General features: G+C 63.0%; 25 protein-coding genes. 8 read left to right on the top strand and 17 right to left on the bottom strand.

From position 1 onward, the window contains the following. Positions 1-719 precede the first annotated feature (719 nt). From aepX to QEN71_RS14435, 5 genes are all read left to right on the top strand, one after another. Complete coding sequence (gene aepX, locus QEN71_RS14455) at positions 720-2429, top strand: phosphoenolpyruvate mutase (protein ID WP_201651107.1); 1710 nt, start codon at positions 720-722, stop codon at positions 2427-2429. Next, positions 2426-3610 (top strand): phosphonopyruvate decarboxylase, encoded by a 1185-nt coding sequence (gene aepY, locus QEN71_RS14450; RefSeq protein WP_201651106.1) that lies wholly within the window; start codon positions 2426-2428, stop codon positions 3608-3610. The genes aepX and aepY overlap by 4 nt, the downstream gene beginning before the upstream one ends. After that, complete coding sequence (locus QEN71_RS14445) at positions 3610-4677, top strand: 2-aminoethylphosphonate aminotransferase (RefSeq protein ID WP_201651105.1); 1068 nt, start codon at positions 3610-3612, stop codon at positions 4675-4677. The genes aepY and QEN71_RS14445 overlap by 1 nt, the downstream gene beginning before the upstream one ends. An 889-nt stretch (positions 4678-5566) precedes the next feature. Next, positions 5567-5758, top strand: a complete 192-nt coding sequence (locus QEN71_RS14440) for an EAL domain-containing protein (RefSeq protein WP_233471822.1) — start codon at positions 5567-5569, stop codon at positions 5756-5758. Positions 5759-5831: 73 nt separating this feature from the next. Continuing rightward, entirely contained in the window at positions 5832-6134 is a 303-nt protein-coding gene (locus QEN71_RS14435) for a hypothetical protein (RefSeq protein WP_233471821.1), read from the top strand. Positions 6135-6209: 75 nt separating this feature from the next. On the opposite strand, the gene QEN71_RS14430 is transcribed toward QEN71_RS14435, so the two are convergent. The 17 genes from QEN71_RS14430 to oxlT all read right to left on the bottom strand — a co-directional run bounded on the left by QEN71_RS14430 (position 6210) and on the right by oxlT (position 22478). Continuing rightward, the gene (locus tag QEN71_RS14430) at positions 6210-7439 is read right to left on the bottom strand and encodes a porin (protein ID WP_201651104.1); all 1230 of its coding nucleotides are present in this window, start codon (positions 7437-7439) and stop codon (positions 6210-6212) included. Positions 7440-7537: 98 nt separating this feature from the next. After that, positions 7538-9043 carry an aldehyde dehydrogenase family protein gene (locus QEN71_RS14425; RefSeq protein WP_201651103.1) on the bottom strand — a complete coding sequence of 502 codons (1506 nt, stop codon included), beginning with the start codon at positions 9041-9043 and terminating at the stop codon, positions 7538-7540. A gap of 23 nt (positions 9044-9066) precedes the next feature. Beyond that, on the bottom strand, positions 9067-9630 hold the full coding sequence (locus tag QEN71_RS14420) for a c-type cytochrome (protein ID WP_201651102.1): 564 nt from the start codon (positions 9628-9630) through the stop codon (positions 9067-9069). Further along, positions 9627-10124: a c-type cytochrome gene (locus QEN71_RS14415; protein WP_201651101.1), complete on the bottom strand. Its 498-nt coding sequence runs from the start codon at positions 10122-10124 to the stop codon at positions 9627-9629. The genes QEN71_RS14420 and QEN71_RS14415 overlap by 4 nt, the downstream gene beginning before the upstream one ends. Continuing rightward, a complete protein-coding gene (locus QEN71_RS14410; protein WP_028369511.1) occupies positions 10121-10666 on the bottom strand; it encodes a methylamine dehydrogenase light chain in 546 nt (181 codons plus the stop codon). Before QEN71_RS14410 ends, QEN71_RS14415 begins: the two co-directional genes overlap by 4 nt. A 40-nt stretch (positions 10667-10706) precedes the next feature. After that, the gene (mauD, locus tag QEN71_RS14405) at positions 10707-11333 is read right to left on the bottom strand and encodes a methylamine dehydrogenase accessory protein MauD (protein WP_201651100.1); all 627 of its coding nucleotides are present in this window, start codon (positions 11331-11333) and stop codon (positions 10707-10709) included. Next, on the bottom strand, positions 11330-11896 hold the full coding sequence (locus QEN71_RS14400) for a MauE/DoxX family redox-associated membrane protein (protein WP_201651099.1): 567 nt from the start codon (positions 11894-11896) through the stop codon (positions 11330-11332). The genes mauD and QEN71_RS14400 overlap by 4 nt, the downstream gene beginning before the upstream one ends. A 7-nt stretch (positions 11897-11903) precedes the next feature. Beyond that, positions 11904-13061, bottom strand: a complete 1158-nt coding sequence (locus QEN71_RS14395; protein ID WP_201651098.1) for an amine dehydrogenase large subunit — start codon at positions 13059-13061, stop codon at positions 11904-11906. A 219-nt stretch (positions 13062-13280) separates the two neighbouring features. Further along, the gene (locus QEN71_RS14390) at positions 13281-14999 is read right to left on the bottom strand and encodes a tetratricopeptide repeat protein (RefSeq protein ID WP_201651097.1); all 1719 of its coding nucleotides are present in this window, start codon (positions 14997-14999) and stop codon (positions 13281-13283) included. A 125-nt stretch (positions 15000-15124) separates the two neighbouring features. Further along, positions 15125-15448 carry a hypothetical protein gene (locus tag QEN71_RS14385; protein ID WP_201651096.1) on the bottom strand — a complete coding sequence of 108 codons (324 nt, stop codon included), beginning with the start codon at positions 15446-15448 and terminating at the stop codon, positions 15125-15127. An 89-nt stretch (positions 15449-15537) separates the two neighbouring features. Then, a complete protein-coding gene (locus tag QEN71_RS14380; protein WP_201651095.1) occupies positions 15538-16500 on the bottom strand; it encodes a vWA domain-containing protein in 963 nt (320 codons plus the stop codon). Then, entirely contained in the window at positions 16497-17057 is a 561-nt protein-coding gene (locus tag QEN71_RS14375; RefSeq protein WP_201651094.1) for an MxaK protein, read from the bottom strand. Before QEN71_RS14375 ends, QEN71_RS14380 begins: the two co-directional genes overlap by 4 nt. Then, the gene (locus QEN71_RS14370) at positions 17054-18052 is read right to left on the bottom strand and encodes a vWA domain-containing protein (protein ID WP_201651093.1); all 999 of its coding nucleotides are present in this window, start codon (positions 18050-18052) and stop codon (positions 17054-17056) included. The genes QEN71_RS14375 and QEN71_RS14370 overlap by 4 nt, the downstream gene beginning before the upstream one ends. Next, positions 18049-18924: a hypothetical protein gene (locus tag QEN71_RS14365; RefSeq protein WP_233471820.1), complete on the bottom strand. Its 876-nt coding sequence runs from the start codon at positions 18922-18924 to the stop codon at positions 18049-18051. Before QEN71_RS14365 ends, QEN71_RS14370 begins: the two co-directional genes overlap by 4 nt. Then, a complete protein-coding gene (locus QEN71_RS14360; RefSeq protein WP_201651092.1) occupies positions 18921-19796 on the bottom strand; it encodes a DUF58 domain-containing protein in 876 nt (291 codons plus the stop codon). The genes QEN71_RS14365 and QEN71_RS14360 overlap by 4 nt, the downstream gene beginning before the upstream one ends. Beyond that, the gene (locus QEN71_RS14355; protein ID WP_201651091.1) at positions 19793-20812 is read right to left on the bottom strand and encodes an AAA family ATPase; all 1020 of its coding nucleotides are present in this window, start codon (positions 20810-20812) and stop codon (positions 19793-19795) included. The genes QEN71_RS14360 and QEN71_RS14355 overlap by 4 nt, the downstream gene beginning before the upstream one ends. Positions 20813-21137: 325 nt before the next feature. Then, positions 21138-22478 (bottom strand): oxalate/formate MFS antiporter, encoded by a 1341-nt coding sequence (oxlT, locus tag QEN71_RS14350; protein WP_201651090.1) that lies wholly within the window; start codon positions 22476-22478, stop codon positions 21138-21140. A 426-nt stretch (positions 22479-22904) separates the two neighbouring features. Between oxlT and QEN71_RS14345 the strand changes: the two genes are divergently transcribed. The 3 genes from QEN71_RS14345 (at position 22905) to QEN71_RS14335 (ending at position 26816) form a co-directional block, all read left to right on the top strand. Continuing rightward, positions 22905-23099: a hypothetical protein gene (locus QEN71_RS14345; protein ID WP_201651089.1), complete on the top strand. Its 195-nt coding sequence runs from the start codon at positions 22905-22907 to the stop codon at positions 23097-23099. Positions 23100-23354: 255 nt separating this feature from the next. Further along, the gene (locus tag QEN71_RS14340) at positions 23355-24713 is read left to right on the top strand and encodes an MFS transporter (protein WP_201651088.1); all 1359 of its coding nucleotides are present in this window, start codon (positions 23355-23357) and stop codon (positions 24711-24713) included. 285 nt (positions 24714-24998) lie between these two features. Next, positions 24999-26816 carry a CPBP family intramembrane glutamic endopeptidase gene (locus tag QEN71_RS14335; RefSeq protein WP_201651087.1) on the top strand — a complete coding sequence of 606 codons (1818 nt, stop codon included), beginning with the start codon at positions 24999-25001 and terminating at the stop codon, positions 26814-26816. Position 26817 lies beyond the last annotated feature (1 nt).

Here is a 26817-nt window from a genome sequence, read left to right as displayed (position 1 = left end):
ATTAGCGTTGCCCCTGTGCGGGGCGGCAGTTACTTTCTTTGCCGCGGCAAAGAAAGTAACCAAAGAAAGCCGCTTTTGAACCTCCAGTGCCTGCCAGGATAACGCTACAGCACATGTCCTTTGAGCTGTAGCGTAGCGACGCAAACACTCCGTAGACCGCCCGTAGTCAACCGCGCGCGGCGCGAAAGATGACATTCGCTTGGGGCACATTCGGTCGATTTGTTTTTGTGTGTTGCCGTCGGATTGATTGCGGCGGTATGTGCTCGAGATTGTGTGTGGGGCTTTCGCGCCGTGCGCGGTTGACTGCGGGCGTTCTACAGAGTGCGGAGGTCGCTGCGCGATAGCTCAACGGCGGCATGCCGAAGCGGTATCCAGGCAGGCACCGGAGGTTCAAGAGCGGCTTTCTTTTGCCTACTTTTCTTTGCCGCTGCAAAGAAAAGTAGGTGCCGCCCCGCACAGGGGCAACGCTAAAAGACCGACACGAAAACGCGGATGCCAGCATTCAAAAAAACCCCAAAAAACCAAATACTGAAAACTGGCGTCGCAGACAAAAAAAACCATTAAATAGCCACATTTTTCACCCTAACACCATCAATTGCCAAAACGAGTCCCTTTCAAAGGCACGTTGAAATCATTTCCGATATAGTCGCCATTTTTGTTCGTTAGAACCGCCGCCGCGCGCGCAGCGCAATAAGACAGCGACAACGGAGCCAACACAAATGAACGCACGCGAACCTTCTTTCGTCACCACCTTGTCGCGCAGCGCACGCCTGCGCCAGATGCTCATCAGCAACGAACTCGAATTCCTGATGGAAGCGCATAACGGCATCTCCGCGCGCATCGCGCGTGAAGCCGGCTTCAAAGGCATCTGGGGTTCGGGCCTCGCGATCTCCGCGCAATACGGCGTGCGCGACAACAACGAAGCAAGCTGGACGCAAGTCGTCGATACGCTCGAATTCATGGCCGATGCCAGCGATCTGCCCATCCTGCTCGACGGCGATACCGGCTACGGCAACTTCAACAACGTGCGCCGCCTCGTGCGCAAGCTGGAACAGCGCGGCATCGCGGGCGTGTGCATCGAAGACAAGGTGTTCCCGAAGACGAACAGCTTCATCAAGGGCGAAGCGCAGCCGCTCGCCGATATCGACGAGTTCTGCGGCAAGATCAAAGCGGGCAAGGACTCGCAGACGGATGAAGATTTCTCGATCGTCGCGCGCGTCGAAGCACTGATCGCAGGCTGGGGTATGGACGAAGCGCTCAAGCGCGCGGAAGCGTATCGCCAGGCAGGCGCCGATGCCATCCTGATTCACAGCAAGCTCTCGCGTCCCGACGAGATCCTCGAATTCGCGCGCGAATGGGCAGGCCGCGGTCCGCTCGTGATCGTGCCGACCAAGTACTACAGCACGCCGACGGAAGTGTTCCGCAAGGCAGGCATCAGCACCGTGATCTGGGCGAATCATCAGATTCGCGCAGCCACGTCGGCGATGCAGGCAGTGGTCAAGGAAATCTACGAGAGCCAGACGCTCGTCAACGTCGAAGATCGCATCGCGACCGTCAACGAAATCTTCCGTCTGCAAAACGCCGACGAGTACTCGGAAGCGGAAGAGCGCTATCTGTCGTCGTCGCGCGTGGCGGGCTCGGCTGTCGTGCTCGCTGCGAGCCGCGGCAAGGGCCTCGAAGCCGTCACGACGGATCGTCCGAAGGTCATGCTGCCCATCGCGGGCAAGCCGCTTCTGCGCTGGCTCGTCGATGCGTTCAAGAAGCAGGGCGTCAACGACATCACGGTCGTCGGCGGCTATCGCGCAGATGCAATCGACACGGCTGGCATCAAGCTCGTCGTCAACGAGCGTCACGAGCAGACGGGCGAACTGGCGTCGCTCGCATGCGCCGTCGACAACCTGCAGAACGACACGCTGATCTCGTACGGCGATCTGCTGTTCCGCAGCTACATCGTGCGCGATCTGGTGGAGGGCGAAGCGCCGTTCAGCGTGGTCGTCGATTCGACGACGGTCAACGAATCGGGCGCGGCAAATCAAAGCGTGCGCGATTTCGCGTGGTGCTCGGCAGGCGACGATCGCGGCCTGTTCGGCAACAAGGTGCTGCTGCGCCGCGTGTCGAACAACGAAGCCGATGTGAAGGGCGAAGCGCCGCAAGGCCGCTGGATTGGTCTGCTGAACGTGCGTGGCGCGGGCCGCGAGCGTCTGCAGGCAGTGATGAACACGCTGCGCGCGCGCCCCGATTTCGATTCGCTCGATATGCCCGCGCTGCTGAACGCGCTGCTCGAAGCCGGGGAAGAAATCGAAGTGCAATACGTGCATGGCCACTGGCGCGGTGTGAACGATCTCGAAGACTTCCGTCGTGCAGGCGACTTCGCGCATGAAGCCACGCCGCTCGCAAAGGGCGATGCAGCGGGAGGCGGCGCGCAATGATCGAGGCAGCACAGTTTGTCGAAGCGGCGCGCGAGCGTGGCTTCGACTGGTATGCGGGCGTGCCTTGCTCGTATCTGACGCCGTTCATCAACTACGTGTTGCAGGATCCGAAGCTGCACTACGTGTCGGCGGCGAACGAAGGCGATGCCGTCGCGTTCATCGCCGGCGTGACGCTCGGCGCGCAGAACGGCCGTCGCGGCGTGACGATGATGCAGAACTCGGGCCTCGGCAACGCAGTGAGTCCGCTCACGTCGCTGACGTGGACGTTCCAGTTGCCGCAGCTTCTGATCGTCACGTGGCGCGGCCAGCCCGGTGTCGCCGATGAACCGCAGCATCAGTTGATGGGGCCGATCACGCCCGCGATGCTCGACACGATGGAAATTCCGTGGGAGACGTTCCCGACGGAAGCGGACGCGATCGGTCCCGCGCTGGATCGCGCGATCGCGCATATGGATGCGACGGGTCGTCCGTATGCACTCGTGATGCAGAAGGGCAGCGTCGCGCCGTATGAACTGAAGGACGCAGGCCGCGCTGCGAAGCGCGAAGTGCGCGCTGCACGCGATGTGTCGCATGGAAAGACGCCTGATGCCTTGCCGACGCGCAACGAAGCGCTGCAACGCGTGATCGCGCATACGCCGTTGAATTCGACGGTGGTGCTCGCGTCGACGGGCTTCTGCGGACGCGAGCTTTATGCAATCGACGATCGTCCGAACCAGTTGTATATGGTCGGCTCGATGGGCTGTCTGACGCCGTTCGCGCTGGGTCTTGCGCTGACGCGGTCCGATCTGCACGTGGTCGCGCTCGATGGCGACGGCGCGGCGCTCATGCGCATGGGCGTGTTCGCGACGCTCGGCGCGTATGGTCCTTCGAACCTCACCCACATTCTGCTCGACAACGGCGCGCACGATTCGACGGGCGGACAGTCGACGGTGTCGCCGCAAGTGTCGTTTGCGGGCGTTGCGTCGGCGTGTGGCTATGCGTCCGCTGTCGAAGGCGACGACGCGAGCCTGATCGACGAACTGTTTGCGTCGCCGTTGCTCGACGGCCCGCGCTTCGTGCGCGTTGCGATTCGCCGCGGCACGCCGGACGGCCTGCCGCGCCCGACCATTACGCCGCCCGATGTGAAGACGCGCCTGATGCGCCACATCGCCACGGCTGGCTCGAACGAAGGAGCACGTTGATGCTGCTGATGAACCCTGGTCCCGTCACGCTGACGGAGCGCGTGCGTAATAGCCTGCTGCAAACGGACCTGTGCCACCGCGAAAGCGAATTCTTCGATCTGCAGGACGAAGCACGTTCGCGACTCGTCAAGCTGTACGACCTCGACCCTGCGCAATGGAGCGCCGTGCTGATGACGGGCTCGGGCACGGCGGCCGTCGAAAGCATGATCGCGGCGCTGGTGCCGGAGAACGGCAAGCTGCTGATCATCGAAAACGGCGTATACGGTGAGCGTATTTCGCAGATCGCTAAGCAGTATGGCATTGCTCATGGCATCGTGAAGCACGAATGGATGCGGGCGCCTGATCTCTCGCGCATCGCGACCGCACTCGACGATGACAAGGCCATCACGCATGTCGCCGTGATTCATCACGAGACGACGACGGGGCGTTTGAACGACCTGAAGGCGCTTGCTGAAGTCTGCAGCGCGCGTGGCGTGAAGATGCTCGTCGACGCTGTGAGCAGTTTTGGCGCGGAAGAAATTGACTTCGCGGAAGGCACGATTGCGGCGGTCGCCGCGACGGCGAACAAGTGTTTGCATGGCGTGCCGGGCGCTGCATTTGTGATCGTGCGGCGCGATGCGCTGGCCGTTGCTGCGAGCCGCACGTATTACCTCGGGCTCGTGCGACTCGCCAGTTTGCAGGATCAGCGTAATACGCCGTTTACGCCTTCTGTGCATGCGTATTACGCGCTTGTTGAGGCGCTGCGCGAGCTTGATGATGAGGGTGGCTGGAAGGCGCGGCATGCACGGTATGCTGCTCTCGCCGAGCGGGCTCGGGCTGGGCTTGCTGAGCGTGGGATTCTTTCTGTGCTGCCGGCTTCTGAGTGTTCCGTCGTGCTGCGGTCTTATCGTTTGCCCGACGGCGTTTCTTATGAGCGCTTGCATGATGCGCTCAAGGCGCGTGGGTTTGTGATTTATGCCGGGCAGGGTGGGCTATCCAAGGAGCTCTTTCGGATCTCCACGATGGGGGCTATTCATGCCGCGGATATTGAGCGGCTTTTGCGTAGTTTTGATGAGTTGATGAAGTAGGGTTTTTGTCTGCGACGCTAGTCGCCATTCCGGCTTTTGCTTTTCACTGCGCTGGCATCCGCGTTTTGCTTTCGGTTTATTAGCGTTGCCCCTGTGCGGGGCGGCACCTACTTTTCTTTGCAGCGGCAAAGAAAAGTAGGCAAAAGAAAGCCGCTTTTGAACCTCCGGTGCCCGCCAGGATAGCGCTTCAGCATGCCGTAGTTGAGCTATCGCGCAGCGACGTCCCCACTCTGTAGAAAGCCCGCGGTCAACCGCGCACGGCTGAAAACCCACACACAGTCTGGAGCACATAACGCCGCAATCAGACCGACGGCAAACACACAAAAACAAGCAAACAAGCCGACCGAACGTGCCCCAGGTGGATGTCATCTTTCGCGCCGCGCGTGCCTGACTGCGGGCTTTCTACGAAGTGTTTGCGTCACTGCGCGACCGCTCAAAGACCGTGTGCCATGGCGTTATTCTGGCAGGCACCGGAGGTTTGAAGCGGCTTTCTTTTGCCTACTTTTCTTTGCCGCTGCAAAGAAAAGTAGGTGCCGCCCCGCACAGGGGCGACGCAAGAAGCACCGTTACGAATTCGCGGATGCCAGCGAAAAACCAACCGCCCCGCCTCCACAGCCCACAACTGTTCAGCGTCACTTAACGCGTTCACCCACGAATAGCGTTCCTGAAAGCCGTCTGTCGGCATATCGTCGTGTCACCTACCTGATTTGCAGCGTTGTGATGCCTGGCCCGATCGGCCTCGATGAATTAAACGTTGCACACAGGCATCAGCATGTCTGACCGACGACTAAGCACAGGAGTCCCGCGATGAATCAACAAGCTGCCGGACCAGCCGCAGAAGGCTCGACGCGAAGGTCGGCTGCCGCATGAAAGCCGGTCTGCGGCGATCGTGGAAGGGCTTGCGAAGCTCGCCCGTTCGATGGAACTCAGCGTGACGGCCGAAGGTGTCGAAACAAATGAACAGGCCAGGTTTCTGCGCGAATGCGGAATCGACCGGATGCAGGGGTTTCTGTATAGCCGCGCAGTCGAACCCGATGATTTCATCGACGATTACACGGCACGCGCCAGCGGGCGCGTGTGACCGACGAAAAGGAGTCTGTTAGAGCACGCGTGTCATCGGCACGCATTGAAGCAGCGTAAGAAGGAGAGCAAAAGTGTTTAGAGAAAATATGTTCGATGCCGAAGCGGCCGTTACCTTGCTGAACAATTCGGTCTATGCGGCGCTGGTCGGCGAATGCGAAGGATGTCTCGATGTTCTTCGGGAAGGCAATCTTCCCTTCACATATGAACGAGGCTTCGTCGGCACGTCCGGACTCGACGACATTACGACATGCGTTGCCGAGTCGCTTTATTTCAGCGACGGTTCAAGAGCGTTGCGCGTGACATGCCCGCAAACGCCGAGCGGCTGGACTCAATGGACGGCTTTGCAGCCGCTTCCGCAAGGGCAATTGCAATAGCATTCGACTTCGAAAAAAAGACGCGTCTCACGCCTTGGACGCGAGACGCGCAAATCGCACGCAGATGGAACGCAATCAGAAGTTGTGCTTCAAACCGACAATGGCCGAAACCTGCTTGTCGGTAGTCGAATTCGGCAGATTGGGAATCTGCGCGTAATTCGCACTCTGCCCCGTCACAGGATCGGTGCCGATTCCACTTCCTGCCGCCTTCTGGAAGATGCCGACAGCGTAAAGCGTCGTGCGCTTCGACAGGCTGTACGTCGCGCCGAGGTTCACCTGATGAAACTTCGGCGAACCGCTAACGTCCGTCTTCATCGAGTTGTAGATATACGCGGCGCCGAGCGAAAGGGCGGGTGACAACGCATACGTCGCATTCACTTCGACGATATCGAAGCGCACGTCCGCACCTTGCGGCAATGCTGCGCTCGCGAAGTACTGACTATCGTCGAGCTTCGTATGCGTATACACGAGGCCAATCGTCGCCGGGCCGAATGTGTACGAACCGCCTGCGCCGAACGTCTTCAGTGAATGGGCATTCTGCAACTCGCAGTACATCGCGGTTGGATTCGAGCACGCAAAGTCGCCGATATAACCCTGCTCGCCGCCGAGCGCGGCATCGAGCGGATTGTTCAGATCGAGATAACCGATGCCGAACGAAAAGGGCGCGGTGTTGTAACTCGCAGCAACGGCCCAGCCGCGCTTTTGCGAGAAGTCGCCTGCCACGCCGCCGAGCGAGTACGTGCCGCTCACCGAAAAGCCCGCGATCGTCGGACTCACGTATTGCACTGCGTTGTTCAGATTGAGCGCGGCATTCAGGTTGTCGACGTCGCCGATATGCGAGCCGAACAGCGTGGCCCACGTGTTGCTCGACGCATACGGCGCGAGTGCATTGGTGTACGAGTCGAACTGGCGGCCGAAGGTCAGCGTGCCGTAGCGTTCGTTCGTGAGTCCGACCCACGCGTTCTGATTGAACAGCGTGCCGCCTTGCACGAAGCTGCCGCTGCCCGTGTAGAAGCTGTTTTCAAGCTTGAACGTGACGGACGTGCCGCCGCCGATGTCCTCGCTGCCCGTCAGGCCGAAACGCGAAGGCGCGGAATTACCGCCCGTGAACTGAAAGTTGTGCCCGCCGCCGACGCTGCCGTCCGCATGCGTGACCTGCTGGTTGTTCGTGTACGTGATGCCCGCATCGACATCGCCGTATAGCGTGATGCTGCTTTCCGCATGCGCAATGCCGGACGCTGTCAGCGTCGCGGCGAGCGCGGCCACCGCCGCCGCGATCTTGCGCGGCGTCGTCGGATGATTCATGTCTCTTCCCCTTTGTCTCTTGTGTGTCTGCGTTGCGGTCGCGCAGGGCGATTGCGTTGCCGACGCATCGCGCGCCGGCAACGCAACGCGCGAACCGCTTACGCGTAATTGATCATCACCGACTTGCTTTCGGTGTATTGCTCGATCACAGCACGACCCAGTTCTCGGCCGAAGCCCGATTGCTTCATGCCGCCGAACGGCATCGCGTTGTCGAGCAGCGAATGGCAGTTGACCCACACCGTGCCCGCCGCGATGCGCGGAATCAGCTTGTGAACAGCGGACATGTCGTTCGACCAAATGCTCGCGCCGAGGCCATACGGCGTGTCGTTCGCGAGTTGTACGGCGGTGTCGATATCGTCAAAGGGCATCGCGACCAGCACCGGCCCAAAGATCTCTTCGCGAACCACACGCATCGTGTGATTCGTATCGACCATCACGGTCGGTTCGACGAAGAAGCCGGGCTTGTCGAGCATCTTGCCGCCCGCTGCCGCACGCGCGCCTTCCGCGAAGCCCGAATCGATATAGCCGCACACGCGGTCGCGCTGTTTCACGGACACGAGCGGGCCGATCAGCGTCGACGGGTCCATGCCCGCGCCGACCTTCAGGCTCTTCGCGATCTGCGCGACGCCGTCGATCACCTTGTCGAACACCTGGTTGTGGATATAAACGCGCGAGCCCGCCGTGCACACCTGGCCCGAGTTGAAGAAGATTGCATTCGCGACGCCTTGCGCGGCCTTGTCGATATCGACATCGGGCAGCACGATCACGGGCGACTTGCCGCCCAGTTCGAGCGACATGCGTGTCATGTTGTCGAGCGCGGCGTGACCGATCAGCTTGCCCGTCTGCGTCGAACCCGTGAACGCGATCTTGTCGATGCGCGGATCGCGCGACAGTGCAGCGCCCGCCGTGTGTCCATAGCCCGTGACGATATTGACGACGCCTTCCGGATAGCCGGCTTCGCGAATCAGTTCACCCAGGCGCAGCGCGGAAAGCGGCGTGTCTTCAGCGGGTTTCAGCACGACGGTGCAGCCCGTCGCGAGCGCGGGCGCGAGCTTCCACGCGGCCATCAGCAGCGGGAAATTCCACGGAATGATCGCGCCGACCACGCCGACAGGCTCCTTGCGCGTGTAGCTGAACACTTCGCTATCGGGCATGTACGGCATGCCTGCATCGATCACGCTGCCTTCGATCTTCGTTGCCCAGCCCGCCATGTAGCGGAAGCACTGCGCGGTCATCGATACGTCGAGACCTTGCGCGACCATCACCGGCTTGCCGTTATCGAGCGATTCGATTTCCGCGAGTTCGCGCGCATTCGCTTCGACGAGATCGGCGAGCTTGAGCAACAGGCGTTCGCGGTCGGTGGTTTTCATCGAACGCCACGGGCCTGCGTCGAATGCGCGACGCGCGGCGGCGACGGCTTGCTGCACGTCGTGTTCGTTCGCTTCGGGCACGCGCGTGAGCACGCTGCCGTCGGCGGGATTCACGACGTCGATCGCGCAGCCCGACGTCGCGTCCGTCCATTCGCCGCCGATCAGCATCCTCTTCGGCTTTGCGAGGAAGGCTTGCGTGGCGTCGAGCAGCGGGAAGGTGTTCTTCGTCTCCATGTTCGTTTCCTTTGATGGGATGTTCAGTAGCGGTCCGCGACGCCCTTGATGCCGCGCTCGTGCAGATCGCGGATCAATCCGGCGCGCACCGTCGCGACATCGGAGAAAGCGGGGCGGCGGTGCTGAGTGATTTCGCTTGCCGTATAAGGCTTGAAGTCCGTCGGCAGCGCGTCGCGGTTCTTGGTCGTGAGGAGCCAGTTCAGCACGTCGGCGAGTTCCTGATCGGAGAGCGCCGAGTTCGATGCGCCCGGCACGCGCACCACGTATTCGCGCCCTGCGGGCAGGTGCTCGAAGTAGCCGAGCGAATTCGCGAGCGGCGGCACCTTGCCGGGAATGCCGCCGCCCGTCGCCGTGTGGCAGCCCATGCAGTTGAGTACCCAATGCTGTTGCGCGAGCGATGCATCGGCGGTGCTTTGCGCGCTTTGTGCATTGGCAGGGGAGGGCGTCACGGATGTCGCGGCGCACGCGAGCAGCAGCATCGACACGCGCCGTGCTGCGCCGATCCACTGCGTCACAACCCGCGCGCCGCGCGCGGGCTGCTGCGTGTGCACGCGATGGCCGGCACGAGACACGCGGGCGGCGTTCATAGGCCGAGTCCCTTCACGACGGCGGCGCGCTGCGTGTGAACAGCGGCGCTGTCCAGCGTTTGCGCGCGTGCGGCCTTGATGTCGGCGGCCGTGAACGGTTTCGCGTCGCCATGCTGCGCGTTGAGATCGAACACGACGTAGTTCAACACTTGAGCCAGGTCTTCGTCGCTTGCGCTCGCGAAGCTCGGCATCTTGAAGTTGTAGCTCTTGTCGTGCACCTTGATCTCGCCGAACATGCCGTGCACGACGGTCGACGTGAGTTGTGCGCGGCCTTGCGACGTCGTCGAATACTTGCCGGGGTATTCGGTGAGCGGCGGCGCGAGGCCGTCCTGACCCTTGCCGCCTGCCTGGTGGCACACCGCGCATTGCGCGTCGAACATGCTTTTGCCGGCGGGGTAGTGCACCGTCTGCGCTTGCGCGGCATCTGTCATCGCGAACGATGCAGCCGCCGCGATGCAGAAAACCGCTATTTTTCCAGCGTATTTCACTTTCATTGCTTTGCTGCTCCAAGCAGGACCGAAACCGAACAGTGATAGTTCGAATTGCCGTTCGCCATGCACCAGTTGATGTCGTTGTCGAGCGACAGCTTGTACAGCGGCTTCTCGCGTTCGTTGCGATTGCAGAAGCACTTGCCGCACGAGGTTTTGCCGCAGCAGTCGTTGTACGAGACGATGTAGTCGGAGCCGTCGTGCGGATTGCGGCAGGTGCCGATCCACGTGATCGGCGAAGGCGTCGTGCCCGGCGGACAGCTGCTCGACGTGCCGCCGCAGCAGCTGCAAAGCCATCCGTCGATTGCGCAGTACTTCCAGTAATCGCAGCTCATCGGATCGTCGCTTGCGCCCGATGCCGCCGCGCCCGATGCGCCCGATGCAGCCGAAGCCGCATCGGCTGCATAGGCGGTGCGATCGACGGGCAGCAGCGGCAGCATCGCCGAGCCGACCAGCACCTTGCCGAGCTTCGCCATCGCGCTGCGCCGCGAACTGCGCTGCGCGACGCCGCGCGCCGACTTCTCGAACCATGAATCAAAAACGCCCATGTGATTGTTCTCCGCTCAGGTTGTCAGTGGGTTCGGCGCGTCATGCATGCTGTTCGTGCTGCTCGTGGCGATGGTCGCCGTGCACGAATTCCTGCAGCGATGCGACGCCGCGTTCCTTCGCTTCGAACAGGCTTTCCAGATGCTCGCGCGTGTTGACGAGACCCTTCGAGCGGACCTTGCCGCTTTCATCGAGCAGCACGGCATACGGCAGCTTGCCGATCTGATACGCCATGCCCAGTTCCTGCGACAGCACGTACGGGAAGCGGTCGAGGTTCTGCTTCTGCGCGAAGCGTTGATGTTCGGCAACGTCACCGTCGCTCGCGAGCACGATGTTGACGGGCGTCGACTCGCTCGCTTGCAGCGAAGGCAGCAGCGGCAGCAGCTTCTTGCAGACGGGGCACGTCGGAGACAGGAAGAACAGCAGCGTGGCCTTGCCTTGCGCATCGATACCGCCGACCTTCACTTGCTGGCCGCGAATGTCGGACAGTTCGAACGTCGGTGCAATCGCGCCGACAGCGGGGCCTTTATCGATCATCAACGCGCCTGCGGGCATGATGCGTTCGTACAGAATGCCGACCTGGCGAACCAGTGCGAGACAGATCGCGCCGAGCGCGAGAACGGCGATCCACAGGAGCGCGGTCGAAACGGTGAGAGCGGTTTGCATCATGAATTCCTCAAGTGGGAGAGGCGCGGCACGTTGGCCAGCAGCACATCGAAAGTGAGCAGTGCGCAGACGATCAGCAGCACGGCGAAGAAGAGCGTCAGGTAGTCGAACCACACGATCGAACGCGTCGCCGGTTCGATGAATGCGGTGGCAGCGAGCGCCGCGAGCAGCAACGCGCGCGCGACATGGAACCAGCCGATGCCGCGCGGCGCGTTCTGCTGCGTCGAAGCTTGCGTCGCCGCGAAGCCCGAGCAGCCGCAGTCGATATCCGTGTGGCCGCGCAGGATGTTGAACGCGAGGCCCGCCGCGAATGCGAGCAGCAATGCGACCAGCACGATCGCGCCCAACACGCGCGTGTCGGGGAACAGCAGCGCGGCGGCGCCGACCGTTTCCGCTGCCGCGATCGCGAAGGCGGCGGGCGCCGTCAATGCATCGGGCAGCAGGCGGTAATCGCCGAGGGCCTGACGGAACGCGGCAGGGCGCCGCCATTTGGCGACGGCGCCGAGCAGCACGACGATCGCCGTGCTGGCTTGCGCGCCCGTCGCGAGTACAGGATCGAGCATCATGTCGGCCTCACGGATTGACGAGCAGCGACGACGTATTGCCGACCTGCTTTTCGACGTTCTGCAGCTTGCCCGTGCGCGCATCCATCACGACGAGATCCGACGTGCCCGTGATGCCGTAGAACAGCGGCTTGTCGTCTTCGCTGACCTGGATCGATGCGACTGCGTCGATCTTCTGTTGCGACAGATCCCAGCGCGCGATGCGCTTTTTCGTCTGCAGGTCGTACACCCAGATTTCCGTGCCCGGATCCTTGTGCGAGCCGTCTTCGCCCTTATGCATCGCGACGTAATAGCGATGCAGCTTCGCCTGCACGGCGGTCTGCTGCATGCCGCCCGGACGCCAGCCCTCGGCGCGCTCGGCGTCCGTCAACAGCGACCACGCCTTGCCGAACACAGGCTTGTCGCCGCGGAAATCGGCGCTGCGCACCATGCCGTGGAACGTGGTGAACAGATAGCCGCCCTGATACGGCGACGCGTTGATGTAAGCAGGATCTTTATCGACGTCGATGAATGCATCGGACATCACGCGCTTCGTTTCCTTGCCGTTCGCATCGAGCGTGACGGTGAGCGCCTTGCCGCTTTCACACAGGCCCGTGAAGCGGTCGTTGCCCGACGGATAGGCGAGCACGCACGCGGCCATGTCGACTTCGGAGAGCACCTTCTTCGATGCGACGTCGATCACCGTCACCGACGCGGCGGGCGTGATGTTGGTCACATAGAGACGCTTGCCGTCTGCGCTGAACGTCGTGTTGTACGGCGACGGTACATGCTGGCCGTGCTTCGGCGGAATGACGATTTCGCCCGTGTGATCGAGCGTCGAGTTGTCGGTGAGTTCGACGACGTCGGTGCGCGTGCCGTGCGAGCCGCGCGCGAAGTACGTGGTCGACACGTAACTTGTCTTGTGGTCCGGCGAGATCGCAAAGCCCGGTGCGAAGCCCGCGTCGATCTGGCCGAGCAGCTTCTTCGCGTCGGCGTCGTACATGTAGATGCGCGCGTCGGTCATCGACGGCATCGAAATATCGACGACGAATACTTCGTGCGGATGCCATGCGGGCAGCTTCTGCACGGTCAGTTCTTCGGGCTTTTCGATTGCGTGCGCGCTGCCGATGCAGGCAGCGGCAAATGACAGCGTCGCCGCGATCGACGCGGTTCGTCGCCTTATTCTCATGTCGCCTCCAGTTGAGATACGGATTGTGTGAGGCGACTGTAGATCGACGAAAAATCGGGCCAACGCCGAAACCGGCAACGCGTTCGTGCCGATTTGGGATATTGGTAGTCTTCGTGAAAGGGATGTAGGGCTTGTGTTGGGTTGCGCGCGGTGCGGCTGTCAGGGGTTAGGGTTTGTCTTGAGAGGCCGCAGAGGCCCGCTTCAATGCCAGGAGTCCGCTTATCCGGCCGCGGATGCCTCTGCCGCCAACGCGTCGTGCACGTCGGCAATCACGCTGTTCCAGTCGCCGAGCGCCGGCTGCCGGAACAGCCGCGCGCGCGGATACCACGGGCTGTCGGTGCGATCGAGCAGCCAGCGCCAGCAGGTATCGAAGCGGTTCATGATCCACACGGGCGTGCCCGTCGCACCGGCGAGGTGCGCGACAGCCGTGTCGACACTGATCACCAGATCGAGGTTGCATACGAAGGCGGCCGTGTCGGCGAAATCCGCGAACTCATCCGTGTAATCGACGATCCGTCCGGCGAGTTCAGGGTTGCCGCTCAGCTGCTGCGCGGCGGGCCCCTTCTGCAAGCTGTAGAACTGCACATGCGGTATGTCGAGGATCGGTGCCAGCGTGTCGAGCGCAATCGAACGCCGCGCATCGGTTTTTCGCAACTCGGCGACATGCGGACGGTTGCCGCCCGCCCACACGAGACCGACCTTCAGCGCCCGCGATACGTCGCTTGCCAGACGCTCGCTCCAACGTTTCGTGTCCGACTCATCCGGAAACAGATAGGGCGTGTCGGCAGGGATGCTCTCTACGCGCGTTCCGAACGCAAGCGGCAGACTCAGCAGGGGAGCGTGGCAATCGAAGGCGGGCAACGGTTGGCCCTGTTCGACCAGTCCGGCGACGCCATCGAGCGTCTGAAGCAAACGCATCAGCTCCTGCGGCACTTCGAGGATCACCTTCGCGCCCATCGCCGCGACGAGCGGGACATAGCGGCAGAACTGCAAGGTATCGCCAAGCCCCTGTTCCGCGTGCAGCAGGATGGTCTTGCCGTCGAGCGGAAACTGGCCGAGCCATAGCGGTTGCGCGAACTGGCGCTGCGCGCCTTGCATCCGATGACGCTGCCAGCGCCATTCGTATTCCTGCCAGCCTTCGTCGAGCCGGCCCATCTGCAGCAGACAGAGCGCGCGGTTCCAGTGCGCTTCTGCCTGGTCCGGGTTCAGCGCGAGCGCGCGCTCGTACGATTGCAGCGCATCCTCGTGCTGTTTCAGGTCGATTTGCGTGAGGCCGAGATTGCTCCATGCGTCGGCGAACGAAGGCGCGAGTTCGAGCGCGCGCTGATAGCTGGCCTGCGCATCCTGTGGACGGTTCAGGTCGCTCAATGCGTTCGCGCGATTGCTCCAGGCTTCGGCATAACCCGTCTGCAACGCGATGGCCTGATCGCAGGCGGCCAGTGCATCGTCGGGACGATCGAGGTCCCGCAGCACGCACGCGCAATTGTTCCAGGCCTGCGCGAGCGCGGGCTGCAACGCGATCGCCTTTTCAAAACTCGCGAACGCTTCAGCCGGACGTTCGAGTCCCGCGAGCGCGTTGCCGCGGTTATTCAGTGCATCGGCGAAATTGGCCTGCAATGCCAACGCGCGATTGGCGCTCGCCAGCCCTTCGTTGAAGCGGCGCTGCGCGTTATATGCATACGCGAGGTTCGAGTGAAGCGGCGCCTGCATGCCGTTGATCGCGATTGCTTTCTTCAGCAGTTCGATGCCTTCATCGAGACGCCCCGCCTGCAGCGACAGCGCACCCAGCAACTGGAGCGCGTCGAAGTGTTTGGGCCGCAAAGCGAGGATCTCGCGATAAAGCTCTTCGGCTTCCGGATGGGCGCCGTTCTGCTGCATCGCGACGGCCTGCTGCAGCATCGCGTCGATCTGGCGCTGCGGGTTTTGTGTTTTGCTCATGGGCTGCACAACTGCTGGGGCATCCGTGGCCACGCGGCGCCGGGCCGCAGGACGGGATTGAAGGTTGGACGACTTGCCGGTCCCGATTATCCCCGAAAAGCCCGGCCCGCTTTGCCGTCCACACGCTATTTGTTGTTGCCCGCGCCCGTGCCGTACAGGCCATTGTCGAAACCGCCCGCGCCCTCTGGTTTGTGCCCCGGCTTCGCTTTCGACTTGCTGCGCTGATCCGGCTTCGCTTCAGCCGCCTGCGGCGCGTTCGATTCGAGCGTGTTCGATGCGGGCGTCGCGGGGTTCGTACCCATCGGCGCGGTGCGGCTTTCCTGCGGCGGCGAGCCGCTTGGCGCGGTGATCTGCGCATCGGCAAAAGTGGACAGCGACATCGCTGCGCAGAATGCGCACGTCGACGAAACGAAGTGGCGTGAGACAGATGAAATCAGGTTCGAGTGCATGAGCGCTTGTCCTTGCAAAGTGATGGCAAGGGCAGCAGTCCGCATGCCTGCATCGTTCATTAAGTGCTCAATAAGCGCTCAATAAGCGTTCAATAAGCACGCGCCGGAATGGAGCGTGCGCTGACAGGCTTGTCCGCACGTACGTTGCGTCGCGCCGGAAGAAAGCGCCATACGAGCAGAATCAGCGCGAGCAGCGCGGGCACCCAACGGATATCGGTTGCAACGGGGATCGGATGCGCATAGCGCGGGTCCGTCAGCGGCGCGCGCAGCGAAGTCGGCGCGACGAGCCGTCGATAGCCGAAGCCGAGATGCCCCGCCACGGCTTCGAGATACGTCTCTCTGAGTTGCGACAGTTCTTCGTGGCTCTCGGCGACGGCGGGCGCGCCGGGCTCGGGACGCACCTGTCGGACATCGTCGGCCTGCCAGTAGCCGGTGCGCACGCCATCGGCATTGGTCTTCGGAATCGGCGCCGGCTGGTCGCCGCCGACGCCGATCAGCCAGCCATGCACGAGTCCCTGCGGAATGTCGCGCACGGTCGTTTCGTTCGGCGCGACGGGCGGCGCTTCCTGGCCATCGGTGATGAACACGACGTCGGTGTTGTGGCCCAGTTCCGTCGCGGCTCGGATCGCGGAATAGATGCCGCCTTGCGCGATCACGCTGCTGTTGATCCAGCGCATGTTTCCGCCGATCTGATCGAGCGACGACAGCAATGCGTCGTAGTTACTGCAAAGTTCGACAGGCGCGACGAGCAGCAGCGAACGCTGATTCGTGAACACGCTCCAGCCGATTTCCGAGCCGCACGGCAAGTGCTGCAACGCATCGCTGATCGCAGCCTTCGCGAAGTCGATACGGCTCACCGGCTTGCCACCGAGCGTGACGTCCTCCACATCCATGCTCTGCGTGATGTCGAATGTAATGACGTAGCGGAACACGGGCCGTTTGAATTCGATGGGCGGCATCAGCACGGCAGCGGCGAGCAGCAGCGCGGCAAGCGGAAGCTGCCACCAGCGTCCGTGCAGATAGCGCATCCAAGGCTGCGCGCCGCGCTTCACGGCAATTCCTCGGGCGCGGCGCCGCGCACGTTGATGTTGTGCTGCTCCTTGACGTCCTTCGTATCGTCGGCGGTGTCTTGCGCTTCGGGCGCGAGCCGCAACGCGCGCTCGAGGTTGTAGCGCGCGTCCCAGTTGCCTGCGTCGACGCGCAGCACTTCGCGATAGCGTGCCTTCGCAGTTTCGAGCATGGGTGGAGAACGTACGGGACCTTGTGCATCGTCGCCGGCGGCTTCGCGAAGATACATGTTGGCGAGGTCGTAAAGCGCGAGGCGGCCTGCTTCGCTCGACGACGCCACGCGCGACAGGTCGTAGTAGAGCTTGCCCGCTTCGGCATGCTGACCCGCGCGCGCGAGCGCGACGGCTTGCGCGAGCCGCACGGCGGGATCGTTGCTCTCCAGCGCCGACTTGCTCCACTGCGCGCGCGGCTGTGTCGCGATCGCGGTCGCTTCGCGATTCGATTGCGCGATGTGCTGAAGCCGCACCGCGTAGTAGCCGGCGACGCCCGCGCAGCACAGCGTCGCCACGCCGAACATGAGATGAACAGGCAGCCGCTTCATCGCAGGCTCCGTCTTTGCATGAACCACACGCCGACCAGCAATGCACAGCAGAACAGCGCAGTCGCGTAACACCACGCGCTGCGATCCTGCCGCGGCAATCGTTCGATGAACGACACGGGCGCGTTTTCCGTGCGGGCGATATCGCTCATCGCGCGCGCCACCTGCTGCGGACTGTCGGCCTGATACAGACGATAGGCTGTCGGCAGCGACAGGAAGAAGCGATGCAGTTCGGCTTCGGGCGAATGATCGGCGTCGACGAGTCGCACATGCAGATCGGGACTGTAGATGCCGCTGCGCAAATAGATGAAGTACAGCGCGACGCCGTTGCGCGCGAGCCCGGCGCGGATGTGTTCGCGCGCCACGTCGTCGAGCCGCGCGCCGCCATCCGACACGAGCACGATCGCGCGGCTGCTGGTGCGCGGTCTGCCGTCGAACAGTTCGACGGCAGACTGGATGCCACGGTCGAGCAAGGTATCGGGCGTGCCGCGTCCGACGCCCGTCGCGGCGATCGCGGCATCGATCACGGTGCGGTCGCGCGTGAAGGGCACGGCGAGCATCGGATGCGTGCCGAACAGCATGAACGCAAGGCGGTCGTTGGCGCGCTGGGCGACGAACGCGGTGATCGCATCGCGCGCCATCTGGTTCTTTGTTTCGCCTGCCGTGGGTGCGTCGGCGACGTTCATCGAGCCGCTGCTGATCGCCTGATTCATGCTGCCGCTGCCGTCCATCAAAATCAGAATCTCGGCACCTGTACCCGTGATTCGCGTTTGCTCGCCGGAAAACCCTGGCCCCGCGAGCCCGACGATCACAGCCGCGAGCGCGATCACGGCAGCGGCGCGCCAGATGATCGCGACGACGCGGCCCGCGCGATCGCGCGGCAGCCATGCGACCCACGAATAGGGCAGCGTGTCGATGCTCCGACGCAGCAGCGGCAGCGCGGCGAGCGGCAGCAGCACGAGCGCCCACGGATAGAGGAAGTCGGGCGGCGTGCTCATCGGTGGTGGCGCTTTTCCGCGCGATACAGCGCGCGAAACAGATCGCGCAACGAGAACGGCGACGCTACGGGAACGTCGCTGAAAAAGCGGTCGGACGAACGCTGAAAGAACTGCTCGAGTTGTGGTTGAAGCTCACGCAGATGCGGCGCTTTCTGCGCAAGCTCCGGCACTGAACGGGACAACACGACGCGTCCTGCCGCTTCATCGAGCGCGCGATGCAGGCCGCGCCACGCTTCGGGATTCGCGTCGAGCGTCGTGTCGTCTTGTCGGCCGAAGCGTGCCCACGCTTTTGCGAACGGAAGCTGCTGCGCGTCGCGTCGATTGCGCCAGAGCCACCAGCCGAGCCACGCGACGATCACCGCGACGGCCAGCGCGCTCCACACAATCAACGCACGCTGCAAGGGCGCCGTCGATTCGGCTGCGAGCAGGCGGTCGGGTTGAAGTCCTGAGAGGCGCTGTGCATCGGTAGCGGCCACTGGCGCGAGCGGACCGATCGACAGCGGGCTCTGCGCGACATCGAGCGTCTTGCCCGACGAGAGGCGCAGTTGCAGCGGCGGCGTCATCGTGACAGTCAGTGCGCGCGGCGAGTTCATCACCTGATAATCGAGCACCAGCCATCGGCGGCCGTCGGCATCCGTTCTGAACGATGGCGGACGACGTTCGAGCCATGCGTTGACGCGGCCCGTCGACGGCATCGCCGAGAGTTCGTCGTTACGTGCGCTTGAATCGAGCAACACCTGTTGAGTGGCGATATCGCCGAGCACATGGCCGAATGCGCGCGGCTGCTGCACGGTCGCGGGTGCTGCGGCAGCGTGAGCACATAGCGCCATGAGTGCAAGCGCGATGATCGGGCGTAGGCGGGCGCGCGTCATGCCGTCAACTCGAGAAAGTAGCGGCTGAGCGCTTCGGCATCGAACGCGCCTTGATTGAAGAACGGACGGATGCCGTGGCGCGCGAACAGCGTGGCGATCTGCGCACGACGCTCTGCAACGGCGCCGCGCCAGCGCTCGCGAACGGAATCGCGCATCCACATCGAGCGCATTTCGCCCGACTCGATATCGACCAGCGACATCCAGCCATTGTGCGACGGCGGCTCGACTTCGGCGCGATCCCACAGCACGACGGGCACGACCCACGCGTGCGTCAGCGTATCGAGCAAGGAAGGCAGCGCAGTGAGCGGCCAATGAAAGTCGGAGACGAGGAAGACGAGACACGCGCGGCCCGCAAGACGCGTGGCGACGTCGCGCAAACCGAGATCGCGTGACGCAGCGCGTGACGAGCGCGTCTGCTCCGGCGTACTGTCGCGCAACAGTTCAGCCATCAGCGTGCCCATACCGCGCGCGTGCCTTGCGGGGACGAAAAGGTCTTCGCGTGCTGCGTCGTCGAACGCGAGCATGCCGACAGGGTCGCCGATACGAAACGCACTATGTCCGAGCGCTTCGACGAAGGCCTCTGCCACTTCCAGCTTCGTGCTGTTCGCGCCGAAGCGCATCGACGCCGACACGTCGACGACGGCATGCACGGGCACGGCAACGCGCTGCCTGTGCACGCGCACGAGCCATTCGCGCTGCACGGTGCGCACGCTTGCACGCACATCGATCCGGCGCGGATCGGGATGATCGAACAGACGCGTGTGCGCGGCGAATTCCTGACCGATGCCGACGCTCGATCCGCGATGCCCGCCGGGCCGCGCACCCGACACGCGCACGGGCAGCCGGTATTGAAACTCCGCGAGTGTGTTCACGGCGCGGCGACTCGCGACACGATCTGTTCCATCAACGCATCGGCGAGTTGCTGGCGGCGCAACTCGTAGATCGGCGTGAAGTACACACGATGACCGAGCGTCGGCAGCAGTACGCCGTGAATGTCCTCGGGCGTCAGATACGTGCGTCCGTCGAGCCACGCGACGACGCGCGCCGCGCGCAGCAGCGCGCTCATGCCGCGTGGACTCGCGCCCGCGAGAATCAGGCGCTGCATGTCGACATCGTCGAGCGCGATATCGAACTGCGCGGGGTTTTCGGTTGCGCGCCAGATATCGAGCGCATAGCGTTCGATCGCTTCGCTCGCGTGGATCGTGCGCTGGATGCTCGCGGCAATCGTATTCAATCGTTGCCACGGCAGCACGTCCGGCGTCACGCGTGCGAGCAGCGCATCCGTGTCGTGGAAGTCGGGATCGAAGACGAGCGCGCGACGCGCGGGCGCATCGTCGGGCGTCGACATATTCAGTTCAAACATGAATCGATCGCGCGCTGCTGCCGCCAGTTCGAACGTCTCTTCCTTCTCGACCTTGTTGCGGTCGGCGAACACGGTCATATGAGGAAAGCGGTACTCGCGATCGAACGCGAACACTGAACGCTCGGCCATCGCGCGCAGCAGCAGCGATTGCACCTGCGGACGCGCGCGGTTGATCTCATTGAAGAAGAATGTCGCGAGCCGTTCGCCGTGTTTGATCAGCGGGCCCGGTTCGATCCGCGGCCTGCCTTCGGCATCGACATACGTGTGATAGACGAGATCGCCCGGCATCAGATCGATCGTGCCTTCCACGCGCTCGAAATCGCCGCCGATCGCTCGCGCGAACGCACGCAGGATCGTCGTCTTGCCGACGCCGACGCCGCCTTCGAGCAGCACGTGGCCGCGCGCGAACAGCGCAACGTTGATGAGCCGGATGGTGTCGGGCTGCCCGATGACGGCGTTCTCTACCTGATGCTCGATATCGAGCGCGAGCGTGCGCCAGTCTTCGAGTAGCTCTTCGCGGTCCATCGGATTCGCCTCTGTCGGTCGGCCAGTGTCGGAAGGGCGACACGGACGCCGGGTGATGCGACGGCTGGCGAGGCTGGGTTTGGGCGGCGTGCGTATCGGCGCAAGCGGGGCGCGCACGGTTCGTGCCAGAAATGCGCTGTGGCCTTCGGGCGGCGCGCAAACGTGACAATCGACGCCCGATGAGGGCAGTGTGTCACGCGCGCTGCTACAGAGTGCGCCAGGTTTGGCGTGCTTCTTTGCGTTTCGGAAAAGCGGATGCCCGTCGCGCGCTGGCGGACGGGCATCTTGTTACGTCAAAACCGACATCAAAACTACGTCCCGCCGATCAGCCTCCTTCAGCCGAAATACGCGCCGAGTCGCTGATGCGCGTCGACGAACCGTACGGCACTTCCAGCGACGGCTCCGAATGCTGAAGCGCGTAGGCGCGGCGCATCGGCTTGAGCACGAAGAGCGCCAGCAACGCCGCGACGGCCGCCATGCCCGACGCGAGCATGAAGACGGCGTGCCAGCTGCCCGTTGCTGCCGTGACGATGCTCGTGAACGGCACGAGCAGCGCAGCCGTGCCCTTCGCCGTGTACAGCAGGCCGGCGTTGGTGGCCGCGAACTTCGGGCCGAACGTGTCGCCGCAGGTCGCCGGGAACAGGCTGTAGATCTCGCCCCACGCGAAGAACACGATGCCCGTCAGGACGACGAACGCAACCGGGCTCTGGCCGAACTTCGACAGCGCGAGAATGCCGACCGCCTCGATCGCGAACGCGACGAACATCGTGTTCTCGCGGCCGATGCGATCCGAGATCCAGCCGAAGAACGGACGCGTCAGGCCGTTGAGCACGCGGTCGATGGTCAGCGCGAACGTCAGCGCGGGCAGCGTCAGACCGAGCAGCGACACGGGCGAATCGTGCAGGCCGAAGTCCTTCGCGATCGGCCCGAGCTGCGCCGTCGCCATCAGACCGCCTGCCGCCATCATCACGAACATCAGGTACATCACCCAGAACACCGGTGCGGAGACGACTTCGCGCGGCGTCGCGTTGTGAACGAGGCGCTTCGCCGCGTTCTTCACGGACGCGAGCATCGTGGCGGGCGGCGCGAGCAGGAACATGCCCAGCAGGAACACGACGATGCCCTGGCCGAGACCGAACCACAGGAAGGTCGCTTCGTAGCCGCTGCTCTTGATCATGTTTGCGATCGGCACGACCGTGGCCGCCGATCCCGCGCCGAAGCCGGCCGCAGTGATGCCCGCAGCGAGACCGCGACGCGTCGGGAACCACTTCAGCGCATTGCCGACGCACGTGCCGTACACCGCGCCCGCGCCGATCCCGCCGATAGCGGCGGCGAGGTACAGCAGCGGCAGCGACGAAGCCATCGAGTTGATCACCCAGGCCACCGCGCACAGCAAGCCGCCCGCGACCACAACGGGCTTAGGCCCGTACTTGTCGACGAGATAGCCTTCGATCGGCACGAGCCAGGTCTCCGTCACGACGAAGATCGTGAACGCGACCTGAATGGCCGCGCGGCCCCAGTGATACTTCTCGTCGATCGGATTGACGAACAGTGTCCAGCCGTACTGCATGTTGGCGATCATCGCCATGCAGACCACGCCGAATACGAGCTGCACCCACGGTGATGCGTACCACGACTGCGGCCCTTCCTGATGCTCTGTTTTCATCGCTGTCTCCTTTGTCGACCCGAACCGGCGCGTGGGCGCATGACCGGGTCGCGTGCACGATAGTTGCGAAACTTGCCTGCCAGGTATTTGCGGGGGCCTAAGCGGCTCTTCCGACCAGCGACTCACAAAATGCATCGCTGATAGATTCCATACGATATGTGATATATCAAGTAAGTCAAGCGAAAGCTTGGAGGGGTTTTCACCGAGTCGAATGGACTGATGAAAGGAATTTGTATGTGGCCTGCGATTAAGCGTACGCACCAAAAAAAAGCCCACCGGCTAGCACTGGTGGGCTGAGGACATGTGCGAGACAGGCGTGTTCGCGACATGCCCTGTCGTTATATATGAAAGTAAAACGTAAAGAAAGTTTTTTGTTTGTAAGTGAGGCGCCGTTGTCGGAACGCGTCAAAGAGGGGAGGAAAGGCAATGAAAGCGCATCCGCGGGAAGAGGATGCGGGATGCCGTCGCGCGTCTGGTTTCCTGAGTCTGGTCGATGAACGAGGTGTCATCCATTTCTGGTCGCGATATTTTGTCTATTTAAATAAGGTATCCGAAATATTAAAAGTTAAGTTTTGTGCCTTGTTTTGCGGGGTAAAACGCTTGGCAGGTAACGCGATGTGAAGCCGGACTGCTGCGAAAAATTGCTCACGCGTCGTCTGGATTCGCAGTTCGGAAAGTACGAGAGGCCGAGCCATCAGTAATAACCCTTCGTTGACGCTCGTCGGCGCAAAAGGCTAAAGTGTTCGCAATTTGAAAGATTGTGCGACATGCGAACAAACGCGTTCGTCGCGAAGATGAATTTCGCGCCTCGCTTCTGAGGCAATATAGAGTGACAGGCGCAGCATGTGCACTGCGCCGCGTAGCTGGAGACAGGCGATGAACCGCACTTCCGTCGTGAACGTTCAGACGTTCATCAATGAGCAGCCGTTCGGCGGCTTCCAATGGCTCGTGTTTTTCATGTGTTTCGTGATCGTCCTGCTGGACGGTTTCGATACGGCGGCGATCGGCTTCATTGCGCCGTCGCTGCTGACCGAGTGGGGCCTCTCGAAGCCGGACCTCGCGCCTGTGCTAAGCGCCGCGCTGTTCGGCCTCGCGTGCGGGGCGCTCGGTTCGGGTCCGCTGTCCGACCGTTTGGGGCGCCGCTCGCTGTTGCTCACGTCCGTCTTTCTCTTCGGCATCGCGTGCCTCGCGTCGGCGTTTTCGTCGAGCATCGGCACGTTGACCGTGCTGCGATTCATCACGGGCGTCGGTCTCGGCGCTGCGATGCCGAACGCGGTCACGATGATGGGCGAGTTCTGCCCGGACCGCCGTCGCGCGACGGTGATCAACCTGATGTTCTGCGGCTTTCCGCTCGGCGCGGCATTCGGCGGCTTCCTCGCCGCGTGGATGATTCCTCATTTCGGCTGGCGCAGCGTGCTGATGCTCGGCGGCGTGACGCCGCTGGTGCTCGGCGTAATGCTGTTGCTGAAGATGCCGGAGTCGGTGCGCTTCATGGTGGCGAATAATCAGCCTGTCGAACGGATTCGCGCGACGCTCGCGCGCATCTCGCAAGAGGCGCTGAACGCCGGTTCGTTCGTGATGACGGAGACGGCGCCGCAAACGGGCAGCAAGGGTCTGGGCGTGGTGCTGTCGCGCTCGTACATCATCGGCTCGGTGATGCTGTGGGTCACGTACTTCATGGGCCTCGTGATTTTCTACGCGTCGATCAACTGGATGCCGATCCTGCTGAAAGACGCCGGCCTCACGCCGAAGAGCGCGACGCTGATTTCGGCGCTGTTCCCGCTCGGCGGTGTCGGCGCGGTGTTGGCCGGCGTGCTGATGGACCGCTTCAACGCGAATCGTGTGATCGCCGTTTGCTATGCGCTGACGGCCGTGAGCGTGTACTTCATCGGGCAGGCGGCGGGCAACGTCGGCGCGCTCGTGGCGATCGTGTTCATCGCGGGCGTGCTGATGAACACGGCGCAATCGTCGATGCCCGCTCTCGCGGCTGCCTTCTATCCGACGGAAGGGCGCGGCACGGGTGTCGCGTGGATGCTCGGCGTCGGACGCTTCGGCGGGATTGCCGGGTCGTTCCTCGTCGCCGAATTGACGCGTCGCCACTTCACGTTCGCGGGCGTGTTCGCGACGATTGCGATTGCCGGCCTGGTCGCGTGCGTCGCGCTGCTGATCAAGCAGATGGCGAGGCCGCAGGTCAGCGACGTGGCGGCGGGCAAGCTCGAATCGCTGGGACACTGAGCAGCAATTCTCTTTTCGTCAAACAGGCGTTTTACGCGCCCACGATCTTCGAGGTCGTGGGCGCGTTGCTTTTGTGCCTTCGAATTCGAATTGTCAAACCCGCATTGTCAAACCGGTTCCGGCGGACCTGCGCGTGCCGTGCGCATCTAAAGTTTCGCGATTCTCTTGCCGTAAGCATGCTCGAGCGTTCTGCGAGACAAGAGTCATGTACAACTATCTGAGAGAAGCGGGGACGCCACGGTCCTGGCTGTTGCAACGCGTGACAGGCACGCTGTCGACCTGACCATGAAGCCGATCCGCAAGTATCTGTTCGCATGGGGCGCCGCGCTGCTTTGCCAGTTTGGCCCGCTCTGTCACGCCGCTGACACGATGCCATCGCCCGATCTGCTGCACTCCGCGGATCGCGCATCCGAACTCGTCTCGAACCAGCAGCAGACGGCCTACAAAAAAGTCCTCGACGCCTACGATGCGGCGCAGAAGCAGCATCCCGACGACGCAGCCCTTGCGATCGCTCGCTGCACTTTCATTCAACGCTATGCGTGGTCCGAGGATCTGACGTGGACGGACGTCGCGTCGAAAGATCTCGACGCGTGCCGCGCGCGCCTCGAAAAAGAGTTTCCGTCGATTGCCGACGCGTCGCTGTTCATTCTCGAGCAGCGCTTCGGCAAGGACGCCGCGAGTTTCGGCGAGCCGCTCGTCGCGCGTTCGGCCGGCTGGACGCCTTCGCAGAAGGCGCGTCTTCATGCGGCCCTTTCGCGCGCGTACGCGGCGCAGAAAGACGAGAAGCGAGCCGGCGAAGAAGCCGTCATCGCTGCGCATCTCGACAAAGACAGCCCGCAATTGCTGGACGCCGTCCGCTATTTCGGCACGCATGGCAAGGTGCAGGAAGGTGTTGCGCTGCTGGCGGCGTCGCCCGTCGCGAAGGCGGGCTGGCAGGAGGCGCGGCGGATCAACGCCGCCGTCGACACACTGACTCCCGCCGCTGCGCTCGACGAACTGCGTCGCGCCGACAAGGCGGGCGTGAAGATCGACACCTACACGCGCGCGCGCACCATGCAGCACGCGGGCGATTCCACCGCCGCGCAGTCGGTGCTGTCAGCCGACAAGACGCCCATCAGGAACGATCCGCCCGCGTTGCGCCAGTTGCGTCTGGACGTCGCCTTCGATACGCGCGATGCCAACGCCGCCGCCGCCGTCATTGCCGACGAGTATTCGCGCACGCACAACGCGGCGCGCCTCGTATCCGCATACGCGCATGTGTTGTCCTTGAAGCCGGCCGCGGCCCTCACGCGCGACCTGATGCCGATCGCCTTCAGCTGCCTGTTCACGGTCGTCATCATCGCGTGCCTGCCGGGGCTGCTGATGTTTCCCGTTCACTATCGCGGCGTGGTCCGCTTGCGCAAGGGCAAGGTGTCCGAGCCGCTCTTCGCGGGCATCGGGCTTCGGCATGCGTGGTATGCGCTGAGTCTGTTTTCAGTGGTGCTCTGGCTGGTGATGTCGTTTCATTCGGGCACCGCGCTGATCGCGCAAGTAAAGGACAAGGTAGGGCGCATCGGCTGGCAGAGCGATCTCGTGATCGCTTATCTGTGGACACTGCTGTTCGCTGCAGCCGGTCTCGCGTGGATCGTCAGGCGCATCGCGTGGCGTGGCCTGTGGGGACGTGGCGCGTGGAACCTGAAGTGGATTCTGCCCGCGGCCGCCGTTCTCAGCATCAACGTGCTGCGCTGGGCGACGGCGTCGCACGCGCCGCACGTCGCGGATACGAGCGTCGTGTCATTCGCGCAATCGATCGTGATCGGCGCGAAGGGAATGGGCTCGCTGCCGCTCGCCGTCGTCATTCTGTGCGTGGCCGTGCCCATCATCGAAGAACTCGTTTTTCGCGGCGCGCTGCTGGGCGGATTGTCGCGGCATCTGGGCTTCCGCTGGTCGAACGTGATTCAGGCGGTCGTGTTCGCGTCGATGCATCAGGATTTCCGCGCGTTCGCCTATCTGTTCCTGCTGGCGCTCGTAGCGGGCTGGCTCGCGAAGAAGACGAAGGGCCTCGCGATGCCGATGCTGCTGCACGCCGTCAACAACGCGATTTTCGTGGCGACGGTGGCGTGAC

The organism is Paraburkholderia sabiae, assembly GCF_030412785.1.
Taxonomy (GTDB): Bacteria; Pseudomonadota; Gammaproteobacteria; order Burkholderiales; family Burkholderiaceae; genus Paraburkholderia; species Paraburkholderia sabiae.
The sequence above is the reverse complement of the archived record's forward strand: the minus strand, read 5'-3'. Positions and strand labels throughout refer to the sequence as shown.

What these genes read in the sequence shown, in the direction of transcription:
- aepX (WP_201651107.1), top strand. Translation starts at nt 720, where the DNA reads ATGAACGCACGCGAACCTTCTTTCGTCACCACCTTGTCGCGCAGCGCA.
- aepY (WP_201651106.1), top strand. Translation starts at nt 2,426, where the DNA reads ATGATCGAGGCAGCACAGTTTGTCGAAGCGGCGCGCGAGCGTGGCTTC.
- QEN71_RS14445 (WP_201651105.1), top strand. Translation starts at nt 3,610, where the DNA reads ATGCTGCTGATGAACCCTGGTCCCGTCACGCTGACGGAGCGCGTGCGT.
- QEN71_RS14430 (WP_201651104.1), bottom strand. Translation starts at nt 7,439, where the DNA reads ATGAATCATCCGACGACGCCGCGCAAGATCGCGGCGGCGGTGGCCGCG.
- QEN71_RS14425 (WP_201651103.1), bottom strand. Translation starts at nt 9,043, where the DNA reads ATGGAGACGAAGAACACCTTCCCGCTGCTCGACGCCACGCAAGCCTTC.
- QEN71_RS14420 (WP_201651102.1), bottom strand. Translation starts at nt 9,630, where the DNA reads ATGAACGCCGCCCGCGTGTCTCGTGCCGGCCATCGCGTGCACACGCAG.
- QEN71_RS14415 (WP_201651101.1), bottom strand. Translation starts at nt 10,124, where the DNA reads ATGAAAGTGAAATACGCTGGAAAAATAGCGGTTTTCTGCATCGCGGCG.
- QEN71_RS14410 (WP_028369511.1), bottom strand. Translation starts at nt 10,666, where the DNA reads ATGGGCGTTTTTGATTCATGGTTCGAGAAGTCGGCGCGCGGCGTCGCG.
- mauD (WP_201651100.1), bottom strand. Translation starts at nt 11,333, where the DNA reads ATGATGCAAACCGCTCTCACCGTTTCGACCGCGCTCCTGTGGATCGCC.
- QEN71_RS14400 (WP_201651099.1), bottom strand. Translation starts at nt 11,896, where the DNA reads ATGATGCTCGATCCTGTACTCGCGACGGGCGCGCAAGCCAGCACGGCG.
- QEN71_RS14395 (WP_201651098.1), bottom strand. Translation starts at nt 13,061, where the DNA reads ATGAGAATAAGGCGACGAACCGCGTCGATCGCGGCGACGCTGTCATTT.
- QEN71_RS14390 (WP_201651097.1), bottom strand. Translation starts at nt 14,999, where the DNA reads ATGAGCAAAACACAAAACCCGCAGCGCCAGATCGACGCGATGCTGCAG.
- QEN71_RS14385 (WP_201651096.1), bottom strand. Translation starts at nt 15,448, where the DNA reads ATGCACTCGAACCTGATTTCATCTGTCTCACGCCACTTCGTTTCGTCG.
- QEN71_RS14375 (WP_201651094.1), bottom strand. Translation starts at nt 17,057, where the DNA reads ATGAAGCGGCTGCCTGTTCATCTCATGTTCGGCGTGGCGACGCTGTGC.
- QEN71_RS14370 (WP_201651093.1), bottom strand. Translation starts at nt 18,052, where the DNA reads ATGAGCACGCCGCCCGACTTCCTCTATCCGTGGGCGCTCGTGCTGCTG.
- QEN71_RS14365 (WP_233471820.1), bottom strand. Translation starts at nt 18,924, where the DNA reads ATGACGCGCGCCCGCCTACGCCCGATCATCGCGCTTGCACTCATGGCG.
- QEN71_RS14355 (WP_201651091.1), bottom strand. Translation starts at nt 20,812, where the DNA reads ATGGACCGCGAAGAGCTACTCGAAGACTGGCGCACGCTCGCGCTCGAT.
- oxlT (WP_201651090.1), bottom strand. Translation starts at nt 22,478, where the DNA reads ATGAAAACAGAGCATCAGGAAGGGCCGCAGTCGTGGTACGCATCACCG.
- QEN71_RS14345 (WP_201651089.1), top strand. Translation starts at nt 22,905, where the DNA reads ATGAAAGCGCATCCGCGGGAAGAGGATGCGGGATGCCGTCGCGCGTCT.
- QEN71_RS14340 (WP_201651088.1), top strand. Translation starts at nt 23,355, where the DNA reads ATGAACCGCACTTCCGTCGTGAACGTTCAGACGTTCATCAATGAGCAG.
- QEN71_RS14335 (WP_201651087.1), top strand. Translation starts at nt 24,999, where the DNA reads ATGAAGCCGATCCGCAAGTATCTGTTCGCATGGGGCGCCGCGCTGCTT.